This is a genomic window from Pseudomonas sp. GD03944 (assembly GCF_029839275.1).
Classification (GTDB): Bacteria; Pseudomonadota; Gammaproteobacteria; order Pseudomonadales; family Pseudomonadaceae; genus Aquipseudomonas.
This window is the reverse complement of record NZ_JAOCAH010000008.1, coordinates 38,970-59,544: the sequence shown is the minus strand read 5'-3', so window position 1 is coordinate 59,544 and position 20,575 is coordinate 38,970. Positions and strand designations below refer to the sequence as shown.

The 20,575-nt window shown below is 63.0% G+C and carries 17 protein-coding genes; 5 read left to right on the top strand and 12 right to left on the bottom strand.

Annotated features, from left to right (window positions below; genetic code table 11):
• Window positions 1–13: 13 nt before the first annotated feature.
• The gene (locus N5C28_RS14015) at window positions 14–1,321 is read left to right on the top strand and encodes a S41 family peptidase (protein ID WP_279823147.1); all 1,308 of its coding nucleotides are present in this window, start codon (window positions 14–16) and stop codon (window positions 1,319–1,321) included.
• Window positions 1,322–1,655: 334 nt separating this feature from the next.
• Here the strand turns inward: N5C28_RS14015 and N5C28_RS14010 are convergent, their stop codons facing one another.
• The 8 genes from N5C28_RS14010 to N5C28_RS13975 all read right to left on the bottom strand — a co-directional run bounded on the left by N5C28_RS14010 (window position 1,656) and on the right by N5C28_RS13975 (window position 10,725).
• A complete protein-coding gene (locus tag N5C28_RS14010) occupies window positions 1,656–2,549 on the bottom strand; it encodes an ABC transporter permease subunit (protein WP_279823145.1) in 894 nt (297 codons plus the stop codon).
• Entirely contained in the window at window positions 2,546–3,427 is an 882-nt protein-coding gene (locus tag N5C28_RS14005) for an ABC transporter permease subunit (RefSeq protein ID WP_279823431.1), read from the bottom strand. The genes N5C28_RS14010 and N5C28_RS14005 overlap by 4 nt, the downstream gene beginning before the upstream one ends.
• 26 nt (window positions 3,428–3,453) lie before the next feature.
• The gene (potA, locus tag N5C28_RS14000; protein WP_279823143.1) at window positions 3,454–4,596 is read right to left on the bottom strand and encodes a polyamine ABC transporter ATP-binding protein; all 1,143 of its coding nucleotides are present in this window, start codon (window positions 4,594–4,596) and stop codon (window positions 3,454–3,456) included.
• 54 nt (window positions 4,597–4,650) lie between these two features.
• Window positions 4,651–5,685 (bottom strand): polyamine ABC transporter substrate-binding protein, encoded by a 1,035-nt coding sequence (locus N5C28_RS13995; RefSeq protein WP_279823428.1) that lies wholly within the window; start codon window positions 5,683–5,685, stop codon window positions 4,651–4,653.
• Between the two features lie 260 nt (window positions 5,686–5,945).
• Window positions 5,946–7,046, bottom strand: a complete 1,101-nt coding sequence (locus N5C28_RS13990) for a polyamine ABC transporter substrate-binding protein (RefSeq protein WP_279823141.1) — start codon at window positions 7,044–7,046, stop codon at window positions 5,946–5,948.
• 91 nt (window positions 7,047–7,137) lie between these two features.
• Window positions 7,138–8,511, bottom strand: a complete 1,374-nt coding sequence (locus N5C28_RS13985; protein ID WP_279823139.1) for an aspartate aminotransferase family protein — start codon at window positions 8,509–8,511, stop codon at window positions 7,138–7,140.
• Between the two features lie 59 nt (window positions 8,512–8,570).
• Window positions 8,571–9,929, bottom strand: a complete 1,359-nt coding sequence (locus N5C28_RS13980; protein WP_279823137.1) for a glutamine synthetase family protein — start codon at window positions 9,927–9,929, stop codon at window positions 8,571–8,573.
• 43 nt (window positions 9,930–9,972) lie between these two features.
• On the bottom strand, window positions 9,973–10,725 hold the full coding sequence (locus tag N5C28_RS13975; RefSeq protein WP_279823135.1) for a gamma-glutamyl-gamma-aminobutyrate hydrolase family protein: 753 nt from the start codon (window positions 10,723–10,725) through the stop codon (window positions 9,973–9,975).
• Window positions 10,726–11,001: 276 nt separating this feature from the next.
• Between N5C28_RS13975 and N5C28_RS13970 the strand changes: the two genes are divergently transcribed.
• From N5C28_RS13970 to aguA, 4 genes are all read left to right on the top strand, one after another.
• Entirely contained in the window at window positions 11,002–12,381 is a 1,380-nt protein-coding gene (locus N5C28_RS13970; RefSeq protein WP_279823133.1) for a glutamine synthetase family protein, read from the top strand.
• A 138-nt stretch (window positions 12,382–12,519) separates the two neighbouring features.
• The gene (locus tag N5C28_RS13965; RefSeq protein ID WP_279823131.1) at window positions 12,520–12,864 is read left to right on the top strand and encodes an extracellular solute-binding protein; all 345 of its coding nucleotides are present in this window, start codon (window positions 12,520–12,522) and stop codon (window positions 12,862–12,864) included.
• Entirely contained in the window at window positions 12,865–13,491 is a 627-nt protein-coding gene (locus N5C28_RS13960) for a TetR/AcrR family transcriptional regulator (RefSeq protein ID WP_279823129.1), read from the top strand.
• A 450-nt stretch (window positions 13,492–13,941) separates the two neighbouring features.
• The gene (aguA, locus tag N5C28_RS13955) at window positions 13,942–15,045 is read left to right on the top strand and encodes an agmatine deiminase (RefSeq protein ID WP_279823127.1); all 1,104 of its coding nucleotides are present in this window, start codon (window positions 13,942–13,944) and stop codon (window positions 15,043–15,045) included.
• Between the two features lie 48 nt (window positions 15,046–15,093).
• Here aguA and N5C28_RS13950 read toward each other — a convergent pair whose 3' ends face one another.
• The 4 genes from N5C28_RS13950 to N5C28_RS13935 all read right to left on the bottom strand — a co-directional run bounded on the left by N5C28_RS13950 (window position 15,094) and on the right by N5C28_RS13935 (window position 20,519).
• On the bottom strand, window positions 15,094–16,413 hold the full coding sequence (locus N5C28_RS13950) for a PAS domain-containing methyl-accepting chemotaxis protein (protein ID WP_279823125.1): 1,320 nt from the start codon (window positions 16,411–16,413) through the stop codon (window positions 15,094–15,096).
• A 141-nt stretch (window positions 16,414–16,554) separates the two neighbouring features.
• Complete coding sequence (locus N5C28_RS13945; RefSeq protein WP_279823123.1) at window positions 16,555–17,547, bottom strand: cytochrome-c peroxidase; 993 nt, start codon at window positions 17,545–17,547, stop codon at window positions 16,555–16,557.
• Between the two features lie 189 nt (window positions 17,548–17,736).
• Entirely contained in the window at window positions 17,737–19,065 is a 1,329-nt protein-coding gene (locus N5C28_RS13940; RefSeq protein WP_279823121.1) for an OprD family porin, read from the bottom strand.
• 485 nt (window positions 19,066–19,550) lie between these two features.
• The gene (locus N5C28_RS13935; RefSeq protein ID WP_279823119.1) at window positions 19,551–20,519 is read right to left on the bottom strand and encodes a sensor domain-containing diguanylate cyclase; all 969 of its coding nucleotides are present in this window, start codon (window positions 20,517–20,519) and stop codon (window positions 19,551–19,553) included.
• Between the last annotated feature and the right edge of the window lie 56 nt (window positions 20,520–20,575).

Here is a 20,575-nt window from a genome sequence, read left to right as displayed (position 1 = left end):
GAGTTAGTCCGCTATGCCGCATTTGTCTCGCCTCACCTCCCTGGCCCTGGCTATCGCCCTGCTTGGCGGCGCGCCCCTGCTGCAGGCCGATCAGACGCCTCCAGCCGCCGCGACGGCGACCGACAAGGCACCGCTGCCGCTGGATGACCTGCGCACCTTCGCCGAGGTCATGGACCGCATCAAGGCGGCATACGTCGAGCCGGTGAGCGACAAGACCCTGCTGGAGAATGCCATCAAGGGCATGCTCAGCAACCTCGACCCGCACTCCGCCTACCTCGAGCCGGAAGCCTTCCTCGAACTGCAGGAAAGCACCAGCGGCGAGTTCGGCGGCCTGGGCATCGAAGTCGGCATGGAAGACGGGTTCGTCAAAGTGGTCTCCCCCATCGACGACACCCCTGCGTCGAAAGCCGGTATCCAGCCCGGCGACCTGATCGTCAAGATCGATGGCCAGCCGACCAAGGGCCTGTCGATGATGGAAGCCGTGGAGAAGATGCGCGGCAAGGCCGGCAGCAAGATCCTGCTGACCCTGGTGCGTGAAGGCGGCAAGCCCTTCGACGTGGAACTCACCCGCGCGGTGATCAAGGTCAAGAGCGTCAAGAGCCAGCTGCTCGAAGACGGTTACGGCTACATCCGCATCACCCAGTTCCAGGTCAACACCGGTGAAGAAGTCGGCAAGGCCCTGGCCAAGCTGCGCAAGGACAACGGCAAGAAGCTCCGCGGCCTGGTGCTCGACCTGCGCAACAACCCAGGCGGCGTGCTGCAGGCGGCGGTCGAAGTCTCCGACCACTTCCTCAAGAAGGGCCTGATCGTCTACACCGAAGGCCGCATCGCCAACTCCGAGCTGCGCTTCTCCGCCGACCCGGCCGATGCCAGCGAAGGCGTACCGCTGGTGGTGCTGATCAACGGTGGCAGTGCCTCAGCCTCGGAAATCGTCGCCGGCGCCCTGCAGGACCACAAGCGCGCCGTGCTGATGGGCACCGACAGCTTCGGCAAGGGCTCGGTGCAGACCGTGCTGCCGCTGAACAACGACCGCGCCCTGAAGATCACCACGGCCCTGTACTTCACCCCCAACGGCCGCTCGATCCAGGCCCAGGGCATCGTCCCGGACATCGAGGTGGCCCGCGCCAAGGTGACCCGCGAGCAGGACGACGAGAACATCAAGGAAGCCGACCTGCAGGGCCACCTGGGCAACGGCAACGGCGGCGCCGACCGTCCCAGCGCGGGCAAGGGCACCGCACCTGCGCGCCCGCAGGACGGCGACTACCAGCTCAGCCAGGCCCTCAACCTGCTCAAGGGCCTCAACGTCACCCGCAGCGAATAACCGGCCCTCGCAGGTACGAAAGCCCGGCACATGCCGGGCTTTTTTATTGGCCGGTCTGACGCTGCGGACGCAGAGCGTCCGGGGATACACGCCCACGCGGAGCATGGGTGCGATCAGCAGGTCGTTGCTTGATCGTTCCCACGCTCCGCGTGGGAACGCCGCCCGGGACGCTCTGCGTCCCCAGCGATGCCTGACGTCACTGCCTCATGACCCGTGCGCTGCGAACGCACTCGGCGGACGCGGAGCGCGGGTGCGATCAGCAAGCCCCAGAACGCAGAACGCCCGATGCAAGGCATCGGGCGTTCCGGGTTCAGCGTGCGTCAGCGCATCCGAATCAAGCGTGTACCTGGGACGGGTCGCGGCGGGCGTCCGGGCCGCTTTGCAGGTGGGCACCGGTGCTTTCGTCCATGGCCTGCTGCAAGGCTTTCTTGCGCCGCTCTTCGGCACGGTGGGCGAAGAACCACACCAGGAAGGTGGCGAAGGACACCACCAGCAGGATCAGGCTCGCCACGGCGTTGATCGCCGGGGTGACCCCCAGTCGTACCTTGGAGAACACTTCCATCGGCAGCGTGGTGGCACCCGGGCCGGACACGAAGCTGGCCAGGACCAGGTCGTCCAGCGACAGGGCGAAGGACATCATGCCCCCGGCCACCAGCGACGGCGCGATCATCGGGATGGTGATCAGGATGAACACCTTCCATGGCCGTGCACCGAGGTCCATGGCCGCCTCTTCGATGGACAGGTCCAGTTCGCGCAATCGGGCTGACACCACCACCGCCACGTAGGCCGAGCAGAAAGTGGTGTGGGCGATCCAGATCGTCATCATGCCGCGCTCGGCGGGCCAGCCGATCAGTTGCGCCATGGCCACGAACAGCAGCAGGAGCGACAGACCGGTGATCACTTCCGGCATTACCAGCGGCGCGGTGACCAAGCCACCGAACAGCGTACGGCCCTTGAAGCGGGAGATCCGCGTGAGCACGAAGGCTGCCAGCGTCCCCAGGGCCACCGCGGCGATCGCCGTGTACAGGGCGATTTCCAGGGAACGCCACACCGCGCCCATCAGTTGCCGGTCGTCCAGCAGGCTGACGTACCACTTCACCGACCAGCCGCCCCACACCGTCACCAGGCGTGAGGCGTTGAACGAATAGATCACCATGATCAGCATCGGCAGGTAGATGAACAGCAAGCCCGCCCAGAGCATGAAGGTGGAGAAACGGAAGTTTTTCATGCACGTCCCTCCATTTCCTTGGCTTGGTTGCGGTTGAACAGAATGATCGGAATGATCAGCACCGCCAGCATCACCACCGCCAGGGCGGATGCCACCGGCCAGTCGCGGTTGTTGAAGAACTCCTGCCACAGCACCTTGCCGATCATCAGCGTCTCCGGGCCACCCAGCAGTTCAGGGATGACGAACTCGCCGACCACCGGAATGAACACCAGCATGCAGCCGGCGATGATGCCGTTCTTGGCCAGTGGCACGGTGATCTTCCAGAAGCTGTTGAAGGTGCTCGACCCCAGGTCAGCAGCGGCTTCCAGCAGGCTCTGGTCGTGTTTCACCAGGTTGGCGAACAGCGGCAGGATCATGAACGGCAGGTACGAGTAGACGATGCCGATGTACACCGCGGTGTTGGTGTTGAGGATCTGCAGCGGCTCGCTGATCAGGCCGATGCTCTGCAGGAAGCCGTTGAGCAGGCCGTTGTTGCTAAGGATGCCCATCCAGGCGTACACGCGGATCAGGATCGCGGTCCAGGTCGGCATCATGATCAGCAGCAGCAGGACCATCTGCTTGTCCTTGGGCGCACGCGCGATGGCATAGGCCATCGGGAAGCCGATCACCAGGCACAGCAGGGTGCTGATCGTGGCGATTTTCAGGGAGCCAAGGTAGGCCGCCAGGTACAGGTCGTCCTCGCTGAGGAAGATGTAGTTGCCGAGGTTGAGCACGATCGACAGCTTGTTCTCCACCCAGGTGTACACCTCCGTGTACGGCGGGATGGCCACGTCGGCTTCGGCGAAGCTGATCTTCAGCACGATGACGAAGGGCAGCAGGAAGAACAGGAACAGCCAGAGGAACGGCACGCCGATGACGACGTGCCGGCCGGACGGAATCAGGCGGCTGAAGCTTCGGAGAATGTTCATGAGCGCAATGCCACCCCGCTGTCGTCCTCCCACCAGACGTAGACCTGGTCATCCCAGGTCGGGCGCGCGTTGCGGCGCTCGGCGTTGGCGACGAACGACTGGACGATCTTGCCGCTCGGCAGCTGCACGTAGAACACCGAGTGGCCGCCCAGGTAGGCGATGTCGTGGACCTTGCCGCGCGACCAGTTGTGCTCGCAGGTCGGCTGCTCGGTGGTGACCAGCAGCTTCTCCGGGCGGATGGCGTAGGTGATGCTCTTGTCCTGCACCGAGGTGCTGACCCCGTGGCCGACGTAGATGTTGCGCTCCAGGTCCGGGCTGTCGATCAGGGCATGGCCTTCCATGTCCTCGATGACCTGACCCTCGAACAGGTTGACGTTGCCGATGAACTCGCAGACCAGGCGGCTGGTCGGGGTTTCGTAGATGTCGATCGGGCTGCCGATCTGGGCGATCCAGCCCAGGTGCATGATGGCGATGCGCTGGGCCATGGTCATGGCCTCTTCCTGGTCGTGGGTCACCATCACGCAGGTCACGCCGACGCGCTCGATGATCTCCACCAGCTCCAGTTGCATCTGCGAGCGCAGCTTCTTGTCCAGGGCGCCCATTGGCTCATCGAGCAGCAGCAGTTTCGGGCTCTTGGCCAGCGAACGGGCCAGGGCCACGCGCTGACGCTGGCCGCCGGACAGCTGGTGCGGCTTGCGCTTGGCGTACTGGGTCATCTGCACCAGCTTGAGCATCTCGGCCACGCGGGCGTCGATCTGGTCCTTGGGCATCTTGTCCTGCTTGAGGCCGAAGGCGATGTTGTCGGCCACGCTCATGTGCGGGAACAGAGCGTAGGACTGGAACATCATGTTGATCGGCCGCTCGTAGGGCGGCAGGTCGGTGATGTCCTGGCCATCGAGGAAGATGCGGCCTTCGGTGGGGCGCTCGAAGCCGGCGAGCATGCGCAGCAGGGTGGATTTCCCCGAGCCGGAGCCGCCCAGCAGCGCGAAGATCTCGCCTTTGTTGATGGTCAGAGAGACATCATCGACCGCGACCGTTTCGTCGAATTTCTTGGTCACGCGCTCGATCTTGACCAGCACCTCTTTCGGCTGCTGGTTGCCCTCGAGAACCTTCTTGTAGGCACTGGAAGCAACTGCCATTACCAAACTCCCGCAAAAAAGTAGTACCCGGCCTCTGCGACCGGGTCTTTGAAATTATTTGCCCGACTTGACCTTGGTCCAGCTACGGGTCATCAGGCGCTGCACCTTGATCGGCAGTTCGGCCGAGATATACAACTTGTCCAGCACGGCCTGTGGCGGATAGACCGACTCGTCGTTGCGCACCTCCTGGTCCATCAGCTCACCGGCTTTCGGATTCGGGTTGGCGTAGCCGACGTAATCACTGACCCCGGCGATCACCGCCGGCTCCAGCAGGTAGTTGATGAAGGCATGGGCCTCATCGGGGTTGCTGGCATCCTTGGGGATGGCGAGCATGTCGAACCACAGGTTGGCGCCTTCCTTCGGAATCGCGTAGGCGATTTCCACGCCCTTGCCGGCTTCTTCAGCACGGTCTGCCGCCTGCAGCACATCCCCGGAATAGCCGACCGCCACGCAGATGTTGCCGTTGGCGAGGTCCGCGATGTACTTGGAGGAGTGGAAGTAGGTGACATGAGGACGCACTTCCAGCAGCTTGGCTTCTGCCTTCGCGTAGTCCTCGGGGTTCTTGCTGTTCGGGTCGAGTCCCAGGTAGTTGAGTACCGCCGGGATCATCTCATCGGCCGAATCGAGGAACGCCACACCGCAGGTGCTGAGTTTCTCGATGTTTTCCGGCTCGAATACCGCGCTCCAGGAGTCGATCGTGTCAACACCGAGCGCCGCCTTGACCTTCTCGGCATTGTAACCGATGCCGTTGGTGCCCCATAGATAGGGGACCGCATACTGATTGCCCGGATCGTTGGCCTCGAGTTGCTTGAGCAACGCCGGATCGAGGTTGTCCCAGTTCGGCAGCTTGCTGCGGTCGAGGGCCTGGAAGGCGCCCGCCTTGATCTGCTTGCCGAGGAAGTGGTTGGACGGGACCACCACGTCGTAACCGGAGCGCCCGGCGAGCAGCTTGCCCTCCAGGGTCTCGTTGGAATCGAAAACGTCGTAGACCGGCTTGATGCCTGTGGCCTTCTGGAACTCGGCGAGGGTTTCTTCGCCGATGTAGTCGCTCCAGTTGTAGATATGCACGGTCCCTGCCGCCTGCGCCATACCGGCCAGACCCAGCGAAAGGGCTGTCGTTGTCAGAATCTTGCCAAAGACGTTATGCACGGGTGCGTCCTCATTCTTATTGATCGTTACAGACCGCCGGGACGGTCAGCGCAGCAAAAAAGTGGAGCCTTTCCTAAAGACGCGCAGCCGCCTGGCCAGACAATCGTCCGGCTCACTCAGAGCGAAAAGACGCGAAAGAGGGACATGAGCCTCCTGGCGAGCCTCCAGCGGGAGCACCCGCCGGAGGGTGTCGCGTGCCGTTAGCGGCCGGACTTGATCTTGGTCCAGCTGCGGGTCATGGTGCGTTGCACGTTGGCCGGCAGATCCGGGAAGGTGTAGATCTGCTTCAGGACTTCAGGGCTCGGGTAGACGCCCGGGTCGTTACGGATAGCATCATCCACCAGCGGCGTGGCAGCGGCGTTACCGTTCGGGAACTGCACGAAGTTGGTGATCTCGGCCATGATTTCCGGCTTCATCAGGAAGTTCAGGAACACATGGGCGCCTTCGACGTTCTTGGCGTCGGCCGGTACGGCCAGCATGTCGAAGAAGCTGCCAGCACCTTCTTTCGGAATGTTGTAACCGACCTTCACCGCATTACCGGCTTCTTCGGCACGGGCCTTGGCCTGGTAGATGTCACCCGAGTAACCGATGGCGACGCAGATGTTGCCGTTGGCCAGGTCGGAGATGTACTTCGAGGAGTGGAAGTAGGCGGTGGAGGAACGGATGGAGAGGAACAGCTCCTCGGCCTTCTTCAGCTCGGCCGGGTCTTGGCTGTCCGGCTTGAAGCCCAGGTAGTGCAGCGCAGCCGGCAGGATCTCGGTCGGCGAGTCGAGGAACGACACACCGCACTCTTTCAGCTTCGCCATGTTCTCGGGCTTGAACACCAGGTCCCAGGAATCCACCGGGGCGTTCTCGCCGAGCACGGCCTTGACCTTCTCGACGTTGTAACCGATGCCGATGGTGCCCCACATGTAGGGAATGGAGTACTGGTTGCCCGGATCGCTCGGGTCCAGGGCCTTGAGCAGGTCCTTGTCGAGGTTTTCCCAGTTCGGCAGCTTGGACTTGTCCAGCTTCTGGAACACGCCCGCCTTGATCTGCTTGGCCAGGAACGGGTTGGACGGAACGACGATGTCATAACCCGAGCTGCCGGCCAGCAGCTTGGCTTCAAGCACTTCGTTGCTGTCGAAGACGTCGTACACCACCTTGATGCCGGTTTCCTTCTGGAACTTGGCCAGGGTGTCCGGTGCGATGTAGTCCGACCAGTTGTAGACGTGCAGCACCTTGTCGTCGGCCTGCGCCATACCGGCCACGGCACCCGCCAGGGTCATGGCAAGCAGTGTTTTACCGAAGGTCTTGATCATGCGGGTTAGCTCCATATTGTCATTTGAGTGTCCGGTGCGCATCGCCAGGGGCGGTGCGCACCGGTGGCCGGCGCAGTCTGGCAAGCTACCGCTACACCAGTAAAGCACGGGCGGTGAGATCGAGGCACGTACGTGCCTTGTCCACCAGCTCGTCGATCTCGGTCTTGCTGATCACCAGCGGTGGCGAAATGATCATCGTGTCTCCCACTGCACGCATGATCAGCCCGTTCTCGAAACAGTGACCGCGGCAAATCATACCGGCAGCCGTCTCATTCGGATAACGTTCGCGGGTCTGTTTGTTCTTCACCAGTTCGATGGCGCCGAGCATGCCGACACCGCGGACTTCGCCCACCAGCGGATGGTCCGCCAGTTCACGCAAACGTTGCTGCAAATACGGTGCCGTTTCGGCCTTCACCCGTTCGACGATTTTCTCGTCACGCAGGATGCGCAGGTTCTCCAGCGCCACCGCCGCCGCCACCGGATGACCGGAGTAGGTGAAGCCGTGGTTGAAGTCGCCACCCTGGTTCAGCACCTCGACGATCTCGTCGCGTACCACCAGCCCGCCCATGGGGATGTAGCCGGAGGTCAGGCCCTTGGCGATGGTCATCATGTCCGGGGCATTGCCGAAATAGTCGCTGCCGAACCACTCCCCGGTACGCCCGAAGCCGCAGATCACTTCGTCGGCGACGAACAGGATGTCGTACTTGGCCAGAATCTCGCGGATCTTCGGCCAGTAGGTGTCCGGCGGAATGATCACGCCGCCGGCGCCCTGGATCGGCTCGGCGATGAACGCCGCGACCTTGTCTTCGCCGACTTCGAGAATCTTCTTCTCCAGCTGCTCGGCCGCCCACACCCCGAATTCATCCGGGGTCATGTCGCCGCCTTCGCCGAACCAGTAGGGCTGCGGAATGTGCACGATGCCCGGGATCGGCAGGTCGCCCTGCTCGTGCATGTAGGTCATCCCACCCAGGCTGGCACCGGCGACGGTGGAACCGTGGTAGCCGTTGAGGCGGCTGATGATGACCTTCTTCTCCGGCTGGCCCTTGATCGCCCAGTAGTGGCGGACCATGCGCAGCATGGTGTCGTTGCCTTCCGAGCCGGAGCCGGTGAAGAACACATGGTTCATGCCTTCGGGGGCCAGCTCGGCGATGGTCTTGGCCAGCTCCAGCGCCGGTGGCGTGGCGGTCTGGAAGAACATGTTGTAGTACGGCAATTCCTGCATCTGCCGGGCCGCGGCGGCGGCCAGTTCCTTGCGCCCGTAGCCCACGGCCACGCACCACAGGCCGGCCATGCCGTCGAGGATCTTGTGGCCCTCGCTGTCCCACAGGTACACGCCGTCCGCCCGGGTGATGATGCGCGGGCCGTTCTCGGCCAGCTGCTTGTAGTCACTGAACGGCGCCAGGTGGTGCTCGCGGCTCATGGCCTGCCATTCGCGGGTTTTCGGGTTGCTCACTTGGCTAGTCATTCTTCACCTCAGATTACAGCTGGTCGACGCGCCGGACAGGTGCCCGGCGCGTCTCCAGGTCAGACGGAGAGCAGCAGGAACTCGCGTTCCCAGGAGCTGATCACCCGCTTGAAATTTTCGTGCTCGGCGCGCTTCACCGCGACATAGCCGCGGACGAACTTCTCGCCCAGGTATTTCTGCGCGTCGCGGCACGCTTCCATACGCTCCAGGGCGCTTTCGATGGTCACCGGCAGGCGCAGGTTGCGGCGCTCGTAGCCACGACCCTTGACCGGCGCGCTGGGCTTGATGCCATCGACCATGCCGATGTAGCCGCACAGCAGCGAGGCCGCCAGCACCAGGTACGGGTTGGCGTCGGCACCGGCCAGGCGGTTTTCCACACGGCGGTTCTGCGGTCCGGCTTCCGGTACGCGCAGGCCCACGGTGCGGTTCTCCTCGCCCCACTCGACGTTCACCGGCGCCGAGGTATCGGGCAGGAAGCGGCGGAACGAGTTGACGTTGGGGGCGAACAGCGGCAACAGCTCAGGGATGTATTTCTGCAGGCCGCCAATGTGCTGCAGGAACAGGTCACTCATGGTCCCGTCCTCATTGGAGAACAGGTTCTTGCCGGTCTTCACGTCCACCACGCTCTGGTGGATGTGCATCGCGCTGCCCGGCTGGTCGGTGATCGGCTTGGCCATGAAGGTCGCGGCCACGTCGTGCTTGAGCGCCGCTTCGCGCATGGTGCGCTTGAACACGGTGATCTGGTCGGCCAGGTGCAGGGCATCGCCGTGACGGAAGTTGATTTCCATCTGCGCCGGGCCGTCTTCGTGAATCAGCGTGTCGAGGTCCAGGTCCTGCAGTTCGCACCAGTCGTAGACGTCTTCGAACAGCGGATCGAATTCGTTGGCCGCGTCGATGGAGAACGACTGCCGGCCGACTTCCGGGCGACCGGAGCGGCCCATGGGCGCCACCAGCGGGAAGTCCGGGTCGCTGTTGCGCTTGGTCAGGTAGAACTCCATCTCAGGCGCGACGATCGGCTTCCAGCCCTTGTCGGCGTAGAGCTTGAGGATGTTCTTGAGAATGTTGCGGGGCGACAGCTCGATGGGGCGGCCCTGCTTGTCGAAGGTGTCGTGGATCACCATCGCGGTCGGCTCGATGGCCCAGGGCACCAGGAACACGGCGTTCTCGTCCGGGCGGCAGAACATGTCGATGTCCGCCTCGTCGAGCAGCTCGTAATAGATGTCGTCTTCGACGTAGTCGCCGGTAACGGTCTGCAGCAGCACACTCTCGGGGAGGCGCATGCCCTTCTCGTCGAGAAACTTGTTGGTCGGCGAGATCTTGCCGCGGGCAATCCCGGTCAGGTCGCTGACCAGGCATTCAACTTCGGTGATTTTGCGTTCTTTCAGCCAGCTCGAAAGCTGGTCCAATTTGGTACTCATAGAGACCTCAGGGTTAGAGAGACCGACTCTTTTTATAGTCGGCTCAGCGTTGCCTCGCCCTCTCCCTGCAAGCCTCACCAAAGGCCTGAAAGAGGGCGAGATAATTCGGGTTCGATCGTACCTGCCATTCGGGGTGCCATTGCACCCCCAGTGCAAAGCTTTTTGCACCCGCGACAGAAAAAGATTCGATCAAACCGTCAGGCGCCAGTGCTTCGACGCGAAGGCCCGGCGCCAGACGCTGCACGCCCTGGCCATGAATGGAGTTGACCATGATCTCGCGCGGCAAGCCGAGGCCGTCGAGCACGCCACCGGGCTGCACCTGCAGCGGGTGGCGAGGTCCGTATTGCACCTCGAGCGGCTCGTCCGCCGGCTCGCGGTGGTCCATCAGCCCATCGACGTCGTGCACCGCCTGGTGCAGCGTGCCGCCGAAGGCCACGTTCATTTCCTGGAAACCCCGGCAGATGCCCAGCACCGGGATGCCGGCCTCGATGGCCTGGCGGATCAGCGGCAGCGTGGTACGGTCACGGGCCGGATCGTGCAGCGTGCCAGGGGCGCTGGCCGGCCCGGAATAATGATGGGGTTCGACGTTCGAAGGAGAGCCGGTAAAAAGCAGCCCGTCCAGGTTGTCGAGCAGGTTGGACGAGTCGAGCAGCTCGGCCAGGGCGGGAATGATCAGGGGCAGGCCACCGGCTCCGTCGGCCACGGCCCGTACGTATTTGTCACCCGCGATATGGTAAGGATGTAGACCGATCTGCTTGGTGCAGGCGGTGACGCCGATTAACGGCAGGCGAGACATGGGGCACCCTTTTTATTGCTGTTATGGGTTTCGACCGAGCTTAGCCTTGTTCATTTTTTTACACAATAGTCATGTAAAAAATTGAACACACCTCACTGAGCACCGCTAAACCCAAGGGGTCGAGCGCGATCGCGATGCCCTGAAACGCCCTGAAATTGGCCACAAAGCCCTTTTTTAGGGCACAATGGGGCGCTCTTGACAGCGATTGGTGATTACGATTGACTCACCCTTGAGCAATTGCATGATTGATATTTTTAACAAGAAAGGTGTTGCATCATGTCGGTACCCCCGCGTGCCGTTCAGCTTAATGAAGCGAACGCGTTCCTTAAGGAACATCCTGAGGTCCAGTTCGTCGACCTTCTTATTGCAGATATGAATGGTGTGGTGCGCGGCAAGCGCATCGAACGCGCCAGCCTTCACAAGGTGTACGAAAAAGGCATCAACCTCCCCGCCTCTTTGTTCGCCCTGGACATCAATGGCTCGACGGTGGAAAGCACCGGCCTGGGCCTGGACATCGGCGACGCCGACCGTATCTGCTTCCCCATCCCCAATACCCTGTGCAATGAACCCTGGCAGAAGCGCCCCACCGCGCAGCTGCTGATGACCATGCACGAGCTGGACGGCAAGCCTTTCTTCGCCGACCCGCGCGAGGTATTGCGCCAGGTGGTACAGAAGTTCGACGAACTAGGCCTGACCATCTGCGCCGCTTTCGAACTCGAGTTTTACCTGATCGACCAGGAGAACGTGAACGGCCGTCCACAGCCGCCACGCTCGCCCATCTCCGGTAAACGTCCGCATTCGACCCAGGTTTACCTGATCGACGACCTCGACGAGTACGTCGATTGCCTGCAGGACATGCTCGAAGCCGCGAAAGAACAAGACCTGCCCGCTGACGCCATCGTCAAGGAAAGTGCCCCGGCGCAGTTCGAGGTCAACCTGCACCACACCAACGACGCCATCAAGGCCTGCGACCATGCGCTGCTTCTCAAGCGCCTGATCAAGAACATCGCCTACGACCACGAGATGGACTCGACCTTCATGGCCAAGCCCTACCCGGGCCAGGCGGGCAACGGTCTGCATGTGCACATCTCGCTGCTGGACAAGAAGACCGGGCAGAACATCTTCGCCACCGAAGAGCCGCTGGAAAGCGATGTCCTGCGCCACGCCATTGGCGGCGTACTGGAAACCATGCCGGCGTCGATGGCGTTCCTGTGCCCCAACGTCAACTCGTACCGCCGCTTCGGCGCACAGTTCTACGTGCCCAACGCGCCGAGCTGGGGCCTGGACAACCGTACCGTGGCCGTTCGCGTGCCGACCGGCAGTGCCGACGCGGTGCGCATCGAACACCGCGTGGCCGGTGCCGATGCCAACCCGTACCTGATGATGGCGGCGATCCTCGCCGGCATTCACCACGGCATGACCAACAAGATCGAGCCGGGGGAGCCGATCGAAGGCAACTCCTACGAACAGCTCGAGCAGAGCCTGCCGAACAACCTGCGCGATGCCTTGCGCGAGCTGGACGACAGCGAAGTGATGAACAAGTACATCGACTCCAAGTACATCGACATCTTCGTCGCGTGCAAGGAAGCCGAGCTGGAAGAATTCGAGACCACCATTTCCGACCTCGAATACAACTGGTACTTGCACACGGTCTGACCCCACTGAAAACGCCGGCAAAAGCCGGCGTTTTCATGATAAACCCCCCTTTACAGAGCCGTTCCAGGCTTTCAGGCATTGACGCCGAAAACCGCTGGACAGTTAATGCGTGCGTCACCTCCGCTCAGGACGATTCCGATGATTCGCCGCCTCGCACCCCTGCTGCTGGCCCTGTCGCCCTTCGCTGCCCAGGCGGCAGACGGCGACAGCATTCGCGCCTACAACTGGAACGACTACATCGCCCCCCAGGTGCTGGAACGGTTCCAGGCCGACACCGGGATCAAGGTCGATTACCACACCTTCAGCACGGCGGAAGAACTGAGAACCGCCCTGGCCAGCGGCGAAGCCATCGACGTCGCCGTGCCCTCGCACAGCGACCTGACCGCCCTCAGCAACGCCGGCCGCCTGCAGCCGCTGAAAACCCTCGCCAAGCAGGACGACGTGCGCGACACCGTGTGGAAACGCTTTCGTGACGGTGCCTGAATGAGCGTGCGCAAACCCCGCGCCAGCAGCCAGGCGCGTATCGCGGTGATCCTCGACTCGGCACGGGGGCTGCTGGCCGAACAGGGCGTCGCCAGCCTGTCGATCTACAGCGTGGCTGAGCGGGCGGCGATTCCGCCGTCTTCGGTCTACCACTTCTTCGCCAGCGTCCCGGCCTTGCTCGAAGCGCTGACCGCCGATGTCCACGCGGCCTTCCGCGCCTGCCTGCAGGAGCCGGTGGAGCATGCCGCCCTGCGCGACTGGCGCGACCTGTCGCGGGTCATCGAACAGCGCATGCTGGCGATCTACGCCCAGGATGCCGCCGCACGGCAGCTGATCCTGGCCCAGCACGGCCTGACCGAGGTAACCCAGGCCGACCGCCAGCACGACATCGAACTCGGCCAGCTGATGCAGGCCGTGTTCGCCCGCCATTTCGAGCTGCCGACGCTGCCCGACGACATCGATGTGTTCGCCCTGGCCATGGCCCTCGGCGACCGCGTCTACGCCCGTTCCATCCAGCTGCACGAACACATCACACCGCGCCTGGCCGAAGAAGGCCTGCGCGTGTTCGATGCCTACCTCGGTCTCTACCTCCCCCCCTGCCTGCCCAAGCGCCCGGCCGCCCTGTAGCCGATCGGGCATTGCGGGGCTGCAACCCGACAGGCCCTGACGAATCGAATGGCCAGATATAGCCCGATAAATACAGATATTTATCGGCTTTTTTATCGATAAAAATCCTCAGATAGAAAAAATGCGTTTTAAATCCAGAATTTTATCGACTATAAAGTGATCAATCGCGGCCAGACCCTTTTCTGCCGACACCGCACCGTCATCGCGGGTCTGCTAGCGTTACGGCCAGCGCTTACTGTTCGTCCGAGGTGTTCCATGTCGCGCATCGTTACCATCGCCGCCACCCAGAGGGCCTGCTCCTGGGATCGCGCCGTCAAGATCGCCAACGCCGAGAAACGACCGATCAAGCCCCAGGACAGCGCGCTTGAGTCCTGATGCCTGTCGCCTTCAGGACCTGAACCGCACTGACGCGCCCACGCCTTACCACTTCTTTATTCACAGGAATACTCGATGACCAGCCTGAACAGCACCCCACGCGCCGATGGATTCCGCATGCCGGCGGAATGGGAACCGCACAGCCAGACCTGGATGGTCTGGCCCGAGCGCCCGGACAACTGGCGCCTCGGCGGCAAGCCGGCGCAGGCAGCCTTCACCGCCGTGGCCAAGGCCATCGCCGCCTTCGAGCCGGTAACCGTCTGCGTCTCCGCCGCCCAGTATGAAAACGCCCGTGCCCGTCTTGACCACCCGGCGATCCGCGTCGTGGAAATCAGCACCGACGACGCCTGGGTGCGCGACACCGGTCCGACCTTCGTCTGCAACGACCAGGGCGAGGTCCGCGGCGTGGACTGGACATTCAACGCCTGGGGCGGTTTCGACGGTGGCCTGTACGCACCGTGGAACCGTGACGACCAGGTGGCCAGCAAGATCCTCGAGGTCGAGCGCTGCGCCCGCTACCGCACCGAGGGTTTCGTGCTCGAAGGCGGTTCGATCCATGTCGATGGCGAAGGCACCCTGATCACCACCGAGGAATGCCTGCTCAATCGCAACCGCAACCCGCACCTGAGCCGCGAAGAGACCGAGCAGGTCCTGCGTGACCACCTGAACATCGACACGGTGATCTGGCTGCCGAACGGCCTCTTCAACGATGAAACCAACGGCCACGTCGACAACTTCTGCTGCTACGTGCGCCCTGGCGAAGTGCTGCTGGCCTGGACCGACGACCCGCAGAACCCCAACTACCCGCTCTGCCAGGCCGCCATGCAGGTACTGGAGCAGGCGCGCGACGCCAAGGGCCGTCAGTTGATCGTGCACAAGCTGCCGATTCCCGGCCCGCTGTACGCGACGGACGAAGAGTGCGCCGGCGTCGACCGGGTCGATGGCTCCCAGGAGCGCAGCTCCGAGGTACGCCTGGCGGGTTCCTACGTGAACTTCCTGATCGTCAACGGCGGCATCATCGCGCCGAGCTTCGACGACCCGCTCGACGAGGAAGCCCGCGCCATCCTGCAGCGCGTGTTCCCCGAACACCGCGTGGTCATGGTGCCGGGCCGGGAAATCCTGCTGGGCGGTGGCAACATCCACTGCATAACCCAGCAGCAGCCTGCGCCGCAGCGCTGACTGCGATACGGGCTGCCCGCACGACGGGCAGCCCGGGCAATCTCCGCGTCAATCCTGCATGGCCTCGGTGAACTGGCTGATCGCATCGACCACGCGCTGCGCCTCGTCACGGATATCCAGCATTACCTCGCCGGCCCGGTTGACCAGCTGCACGCCCTGTTCAGCCTTGACCTTGCTGCCGTCCATCCCACCCACCGCCTGCTGAGCCAGATCCTGGTTGAGGCGCACCACCTCGTTGATCTCCACGGTCGCCTGACTGGTGCGCGCGGCCAGGCTGCGCACCTCATCGGCGACGACTGCAAAGCCGCGCCCCTGCTCCCCCGCGCGAGCGGCCTCGATAGCAGCGTTCAGCGCCAGCAGGTTGGTCTGCTCGGCGATGCCGCGGATGACCTGGACGATGCTGCTGATACGCTCGGACTGCGCATTGAGCGCACCGATATTGCCCGCGACCTGCTCCAGTTCCTGGGCGATACCGCGCACCACCTGCACCGCCTCCTCCACCGTGGCAGCCCCCTTTACGGCACTCTCGTCGGTTTCCCGGGCGATATCGAACGCCAGTTGCGCGGCTGCCGCCTCAGCCTCTCGGTGTTCCACCTGCGCGGTGATATCACTGGCGAACTTGACCACCCCATACAGGCGGCCTGCGGCGTCATACAGCGGGTTGTAGGTCGCGCGCAGCCAGACGATCTGCCCTGATTTGGTAATGCGCTTGAAACGGTCGGAGACGAACTCCCCCAGGTTCAGGCGCTGCCAGAACTGCCGATAGGCATCGCTGCCGGCTTCGTCGTGCTCGCAGAACACGCGGTGGTGCTTGTCGCGGATCTCGTCCAGGCGATAGCCCATGGTCCGCAGGAAATTATCGTTGGCCTCGACCACCTCGCCAGCCAGGTTGAACTCGATCACCGCCATGGAACGGTTGATCGCATTCAGCAAGCTCTGATGCTGCTGCTCGGAATGCACCTGCGCGGTGATATCGGTCGCCACCTTGATCACTTTGCTGACCACCCCGCTGCTGTCGCGAACGGGCAGGTAGCTCGCTTCCAGCCAGACTTCGCGGCCGCCCTTGGCCAGACGCATGAAGCGATCGCTGAAACTCTCGCCACTGGCCAGGCGTTTCCAGAATTGCGTGTAGGCCGGGCTGGCGGCCAGCTCATGTGTGCAGAACAGGCGATGGTGCTGACCCCTGACGTCGTCCAGCCCATAGCCCATCGTCGCCAGGAAAGGTTCGTTGGCGTTGATGATCTCCCCGTGGGGGGTGAACTCGATCATCGCCATGGTTTTCTGGATGGCGCCCAGAGTTTGTTGGGTGATCGCCAATTGAATCCGGGCGCTCTGCAATTCACCGCTGCCGGCATTGAAACCAAACATGAATGACCTCCATTCCCTAGAGAACGCCGCACACATGGCCATATGACATGCATGGGGCACACGTCCAAAGAGCCTAGACGAACGTTTGCGCAATCACCCGGCAGCCAGAAAAAACCCGCCGATTGGCGGGTTTTCAGGGGGTCATTCGAAGGGCACGGGCCTCGGCGTCTGGTGAGTGGACGGCGGCAGGATCGGCAGGGCGAAGCTCGGCTGGTCGCCGGTCAGGGTCTTGAGGAACGCCGTGATCTTGCCCACTTCGTCCGGGCTCAGCGTGCGCCCCAGCTGCAGACGCGCCATCACGTCCACCGCGTCCTCCAGTGCCCAGTAGGCACCGTCGTGGAAGTACGGGTAGGTCAGCTCCACGTTGCGCAACGTTGGCACCTTGAACGTGAAGCGGTCGGCGTCCTTGCCCGTGAGGCCGGCCACGCCCTCGGCCGGGTTGCGGGTTTCGTAAGGCTCGACCAGGCCCATCTTCTGGAACGAGTTGCCGCCCAGGGCCGGGCCGTTGTGGCAGGCCACACAGCCGATGGACTTGAACAGCTCATACCCCTCCAGCTCGGCGGTGCTGATGGCCGTGTCGTCGCCGTTCAGCCACTGGTCGAAGCGCGAATTCGGCGTGACCAGGGTTTTCTCGAACTCGGCGATGGCGTCGGTCACGGCGTCCAGGGTGATCTCGTCGAGCGTGTAGACCTGCTTGAACGCCTCGCGGTACTGCGGGATGGAGCGCAGCGTGTCGATCGCCAGGACGTGGGTGAAGGCCATTTCCTTGGGGTTGGAAATCGGCCCGGCGGCCTGTTCCTTGAGGTCCGCGGCGCGGCCATCCCAGAACTGCGCCAGGTTCATGCTGGCATTGAGCACCGTCGGCGAGTTGATCGGGCCTTCCTGCCAATGGTGCCCGATGGAGGTGGGCAGGTTGTCGCTGCCGCCCATGGACAGGTTGTGGCAGGAGTTGCAGGAAATGAACCCCGACCGTGACAGGCGCGGGTCGAAGAACAGCTGCTTGCCGAGCTCGACTTTGCCCGGGTCGGTGATTTCCGCCGCGGGAATGACATGAACCGGTTCATCGCGCTGGGTCACGGCCCAGGCATCGGCGCTCAGGCACAAGCCGACCGCCAGCAGGGAGAGCGTACGCATGGTGAGACTCCTCGGGTATCAGGCACCTCGACCATGCCTGCCCAGGCGGGACGAGGCCTTGACCAGGGTCAAGAAGCCGTGAAGTCGGCAAACGCCGGTACCGGAGGGGCAAAGAAAAGCCCGCTCCTGGGAGCGGGCTTTCGTACAACGGCAAACCGGGCAGGACGCAACTGCCCGGTGTGCTGCGGCTTACAGCAGGGGGATGCTGTAGCTGACGATCAGGCGGTTTTCGTCCTGGTCAGTGGTGCCGGCAACGTTACTGCGGATGCTCGCGTTACGCCAGGAGAAGCCCAGGCCTTTCAGCGCGCCTTCCTGCAGGGTGTAGTCCAGGCGGAAGTCACGCTCCCACTCTTTACGGTCACCCTGGGCAGCGTCGATGTTGTCGCCGGACAGGTAGGTCACGGTGGCTTTCAGGCCCGGGATACCGGCGCTGGCGAAGTCATAGCCGTACTCGGCCAGCCAGGTGCGCTCGCCGGCGCTCAGGAACTTGCCGATCTGACGGTCGGTGATCAGGTAGGAGGACGAACCGCCGCCCTGGTTCAGGAACGGGAAGGCGCTGTCGCCTTCGACCTGCTGGTAGCCAGCGCTCAGGGAGTGACCGCTCAGGCTGTAGGTGAACAGGGCGCTCCAGGTCTGGTTGTCGACTTCACCGGTGGTGACGCCGCCACCGTAGTAACCGTTGCTGACATAACCCTCGGCACGGCCGGCAGCGCTGCCGTTCTTGCCGTCGGAGCTGCTGTCGAAGTAGCGCAGGTCGGTCTTCAGGGTGCCCGGGCCGATTGCCCAGTTGTGGATCAGGCCCAGGAAGTGCTGCTTGTAGAAGTCTTCCAGGTTGCCGTAGTAGTACTGCGCGGTCAGGTCCTTGGTGACTTTGTAATCACCACCGGCGAAGTAGAACTTGTTGGTGTCGGCGTTGGCGCCAGCACCGGCGATCTTCAGGCTGATGTCGTCAGTCGAGGAACGGGTCTTGGTGTGCTCCAGCTGGCCGCCGGTCAGGGTCAGGCCGTCGATCTCGTTGGAGATGATCTGACCACCGTCGAAGGTCTGCGGCAGCAGGCGACCGTCGTTGAAGTTGACAACCGGCAGCTTCGGCATCAGGGTGCCGACGCGCAGTTCAGTCTTGGAAATGCGCATTTTGGCGGTGGCGCCGGCCTTGCTGTAGTCGTTCACGGCACTGCCGTCGGTCTCGGTCGGGAACAGCTGGCCCGGGGCGCGATCGCGCGGAGTGCTGCTGTCGCCGCCGCCGTCCAGGCGCAGGCCGTACATGCCGATCACGTCAACACCGAAACCCACGGTGCCTTCGGTGAAACCGGAGTTGTAGGTGAACACGAAGCCCTGGCCCCACTCGTTGGCCTCGCCGTTGTTGTTGGCGACGTTCTTGTTGTTCAGGTCGTAGTAGAAGTTACGCAGGTCCAGCTTGGCCTTGCTGTCTTCGAGGAACGCTGCGTTGGCAACGTGGCTCAGGGACAGGCCCAGGGTGCCGACGGCTACGGCCAGCGCCAGGGAGGTCTTTCTCATTATGGTCTTCTCCAGTGTTTTTATGGGTGACGCTTCGACTTGCGCCCGGGTCGTCGACGACAGACCAGGCACGCATGACGAATGGGGCTACTCACTCCGCCACACATGATCGCCGGGCGGCCGGAGGTGCCACGGGGTCACGCGTACAACGGAATGCAGTGAATCTAGGATTTCGCGGCAGCGTGCGACGCCAGGGGCGGGCACAAGCCGTGGGTAACGCGGGGGCAGCAGGTAAACGTCATCGGCACATTCTCTAATTTTTGTTGTGCGCCGGCCAGAGGGCCGGTCCTTGCTATGCCAACCAGTACGCAGATACTGTGCCAGCCGCCGATGAAAGGCGCTTGCCGCCGTCTAGGACGCCATTTTCCCGGAGAGAGGTGAAGCGTGGAAGCGCTATTTTCAGGCCATTGATGAGCGGATTTTTGCCCAAGCAGAACGCGTGTTGGGCGGTTTATCGCCAATCGCGCCAGATCAGCGACCTTCGATCAGCCGAGGACGATGCGGTTCTTGCCCTGGCGCTTGGCCGTGTACATGGCGGCGTCGGCCCGGGCGAACATGGTGTCGAGGCTGGCGTCATCGCCGCGCAGATGCGCCAGGCCCTGGCTGACGGTAATGCCGAACTGGGTGCCTTCGAACTCGAAGCTCAGGCGCTGGACCTCGCGCTGCAGACGCTCGGCCACCTGCTCGGCGACGCCCAGCTCGCAGCCCGGGAAGACTGCCGCGAACTCCTCGCCGCCGATCCGGCCGAACAGGTCGCCACGGCGCAACACCGCCGTGCTGCAACGGGCCAGGCGCTGCAGTACCTGGTCACCCATCTGGTGGCCGTAGCGGTCGTTGATCTGCTTGAAGTCGTCCAGGTCGAGCAGCAGGAAGGCCAGCGGGCTGCCGTACTGCCGGGCGTGTTCGAACTCGCGCCGGGCGCAGTCGAAGAAGTGCCGGCGGTTGCTGCTCTGGGTCAGCACGTCCGTGGTGGCCAGACGGTGCAGTTCGCCCTCGAGCTGTTTCTTCTCGGTGATGTCTTCGGCGATACCGACGATCAGCGGCCCACCAACGGCCTCAGGCTGCTGGCTGACGAAGCATTTGTCGCTGATCCAGCGCAATTGCCCGTCCGCCCGGATGATCCGGTACTCCCGGGCTTCCGCCCCGCTCTGCAGGACATTGGCGAAGCTTTCGGCGGCGTAATCCATGTCATCCGGGTAGATGCTGTTGCGCCACTGGTCGTAATCGGCCATCAGCAATGCGGCCGAACGGCCGAACACCGTCTCGTAGGCCGGGCTGACGTAGATCACCTGCTGGGTCTGCCAGTCGTACGCCCACAGCACCACGTTGACGCTGCCCAGCAGGGTGCTGATCAACTGCTCGCGCTCGCGCAGACGCGTGACTTCCGCACGGCTGTGCAGAAGCGCCAGGGTCAACTCCTCCAATTCGGTTGGAAGTCCGCTGTTCTCGTCCATAAAACCGCCATCCAGATGAATACATGGGCGATGTACGCAGCTTAATGCGTGCTTGC

Bases quoted from the DNA above. Each gene is read 5' to 3' on its own strand.
- N5C28_RS14015 (WP_279823147.1), top strand. From the start codon at position 14: ATGCCGCATTTGTCTCGCCTCACCTCCCTGGCCCTGGCTATCGCCCTG.
- N5C28_RS14010 (WP_279823145.1), bottom strand. From the start codon at position 2,549: ATGAAAAACTTCCGTTTCTCCACCTTCATGCTCTGGGCGGGCTTGCTG.
- potA (WP_279823143.1), bottom strand. From the start codon at position 4,596: ATGGCAGTTGCTTCCAGTGCCTACAAGAAGGTTCTCGAGGGCAACCAG.
- N5C28_RS13995 (WP_279823428.1), bottom strand. From the start codon at position 5,685: ATGGCGCAGGCGGCAGGGACCGTGCATATCTACAACTGGAGCGACTAC.
- N5C28_RS13990 (WP_279823141.1), bottom strand. From the start codon at position 7,046: ATGATCAAGACCTTCGGTAAAACACTGCTTGCCATGACCCTGGCGGGT.
- N5C28_RS13985 (WP_279823139.1), bottom strand. From the start codon at position 8,511: ATGACTAGCCAAGTGAGCAACCCGAAAACCCGCGAATGGCAGGCCATG.
- N5C28_RS13980 (WP_279823137.1), bottom strand. From the start codon at position 9,929: ATGAGTACCAAATTGGACCAGCTTTCGAGCTGGCTGAAAGAACGCAAA.
- N5C28_RS13975 (WP_279823135.1), bottom strand. From the start codon at position 10,725: ATGTCTCGCCTGCCGTTAATCGGCGTCACCGCCTGCACCAAGCAGATC.
- N5C28_RS13970 (WP_279823133.1), top strand. From the start codon at position 11,002: ATGTCGGTACCCCCGCGTGCCGTTCAGCTTAATGAAGCGAACGCGTTC.
- N5C28_RS13965 (WP_279823131.1), top strand. From the start codon at position 12,520: ATGATTCGCCGCCTCGCACCCCTGCTGCTGGCCCTGTCGCCCTTCGCT.
- N5C28_RS13960 (WP_279823129.1), top strand. From the start codon at position 12,865: ATGAGCGTGCGCAAACCCCGCGCCAGCAGCCAGGCGCGTATCGCGGTG.
- aguA (WP_279823127.1), top strand. From the start codon at position 13,942: ATGACCAGCCTGAACAGCACCCCACGCGCCGATGGATTCCGCATGCCG.
- N5C28_RS13950 (WP_279823125.1), bottom strand. From the start codon at position 16,413: ATGTTTGGTTTCAATGCCGGCAGCGGTGAATTGCAGAGCGCCCGGATT.
- N5C28_RS13945 (WP_279823123.1), bottom strand. From the start codon at position 17,547: ATGCGTACGCTCTCCCTGCTGGCGGTCGGCTTGTGCCTGAGCGCCGAT.
- N5C28_RS13940 (WP_279823121.1), bottom strand. From the start codon at position 19,065: ATGAGAAAGACCTCCCTGGCGCTGGCCGTAGCCGTCGGCACCCTGGGC.
- N5C28_RS13935 (WP_279823119.1), bottom strand. From the start codon at position 20,519: ATGGACGAGAACAGCGGACTTCCAACCGAATTGGAGGAGTTGACCCTG.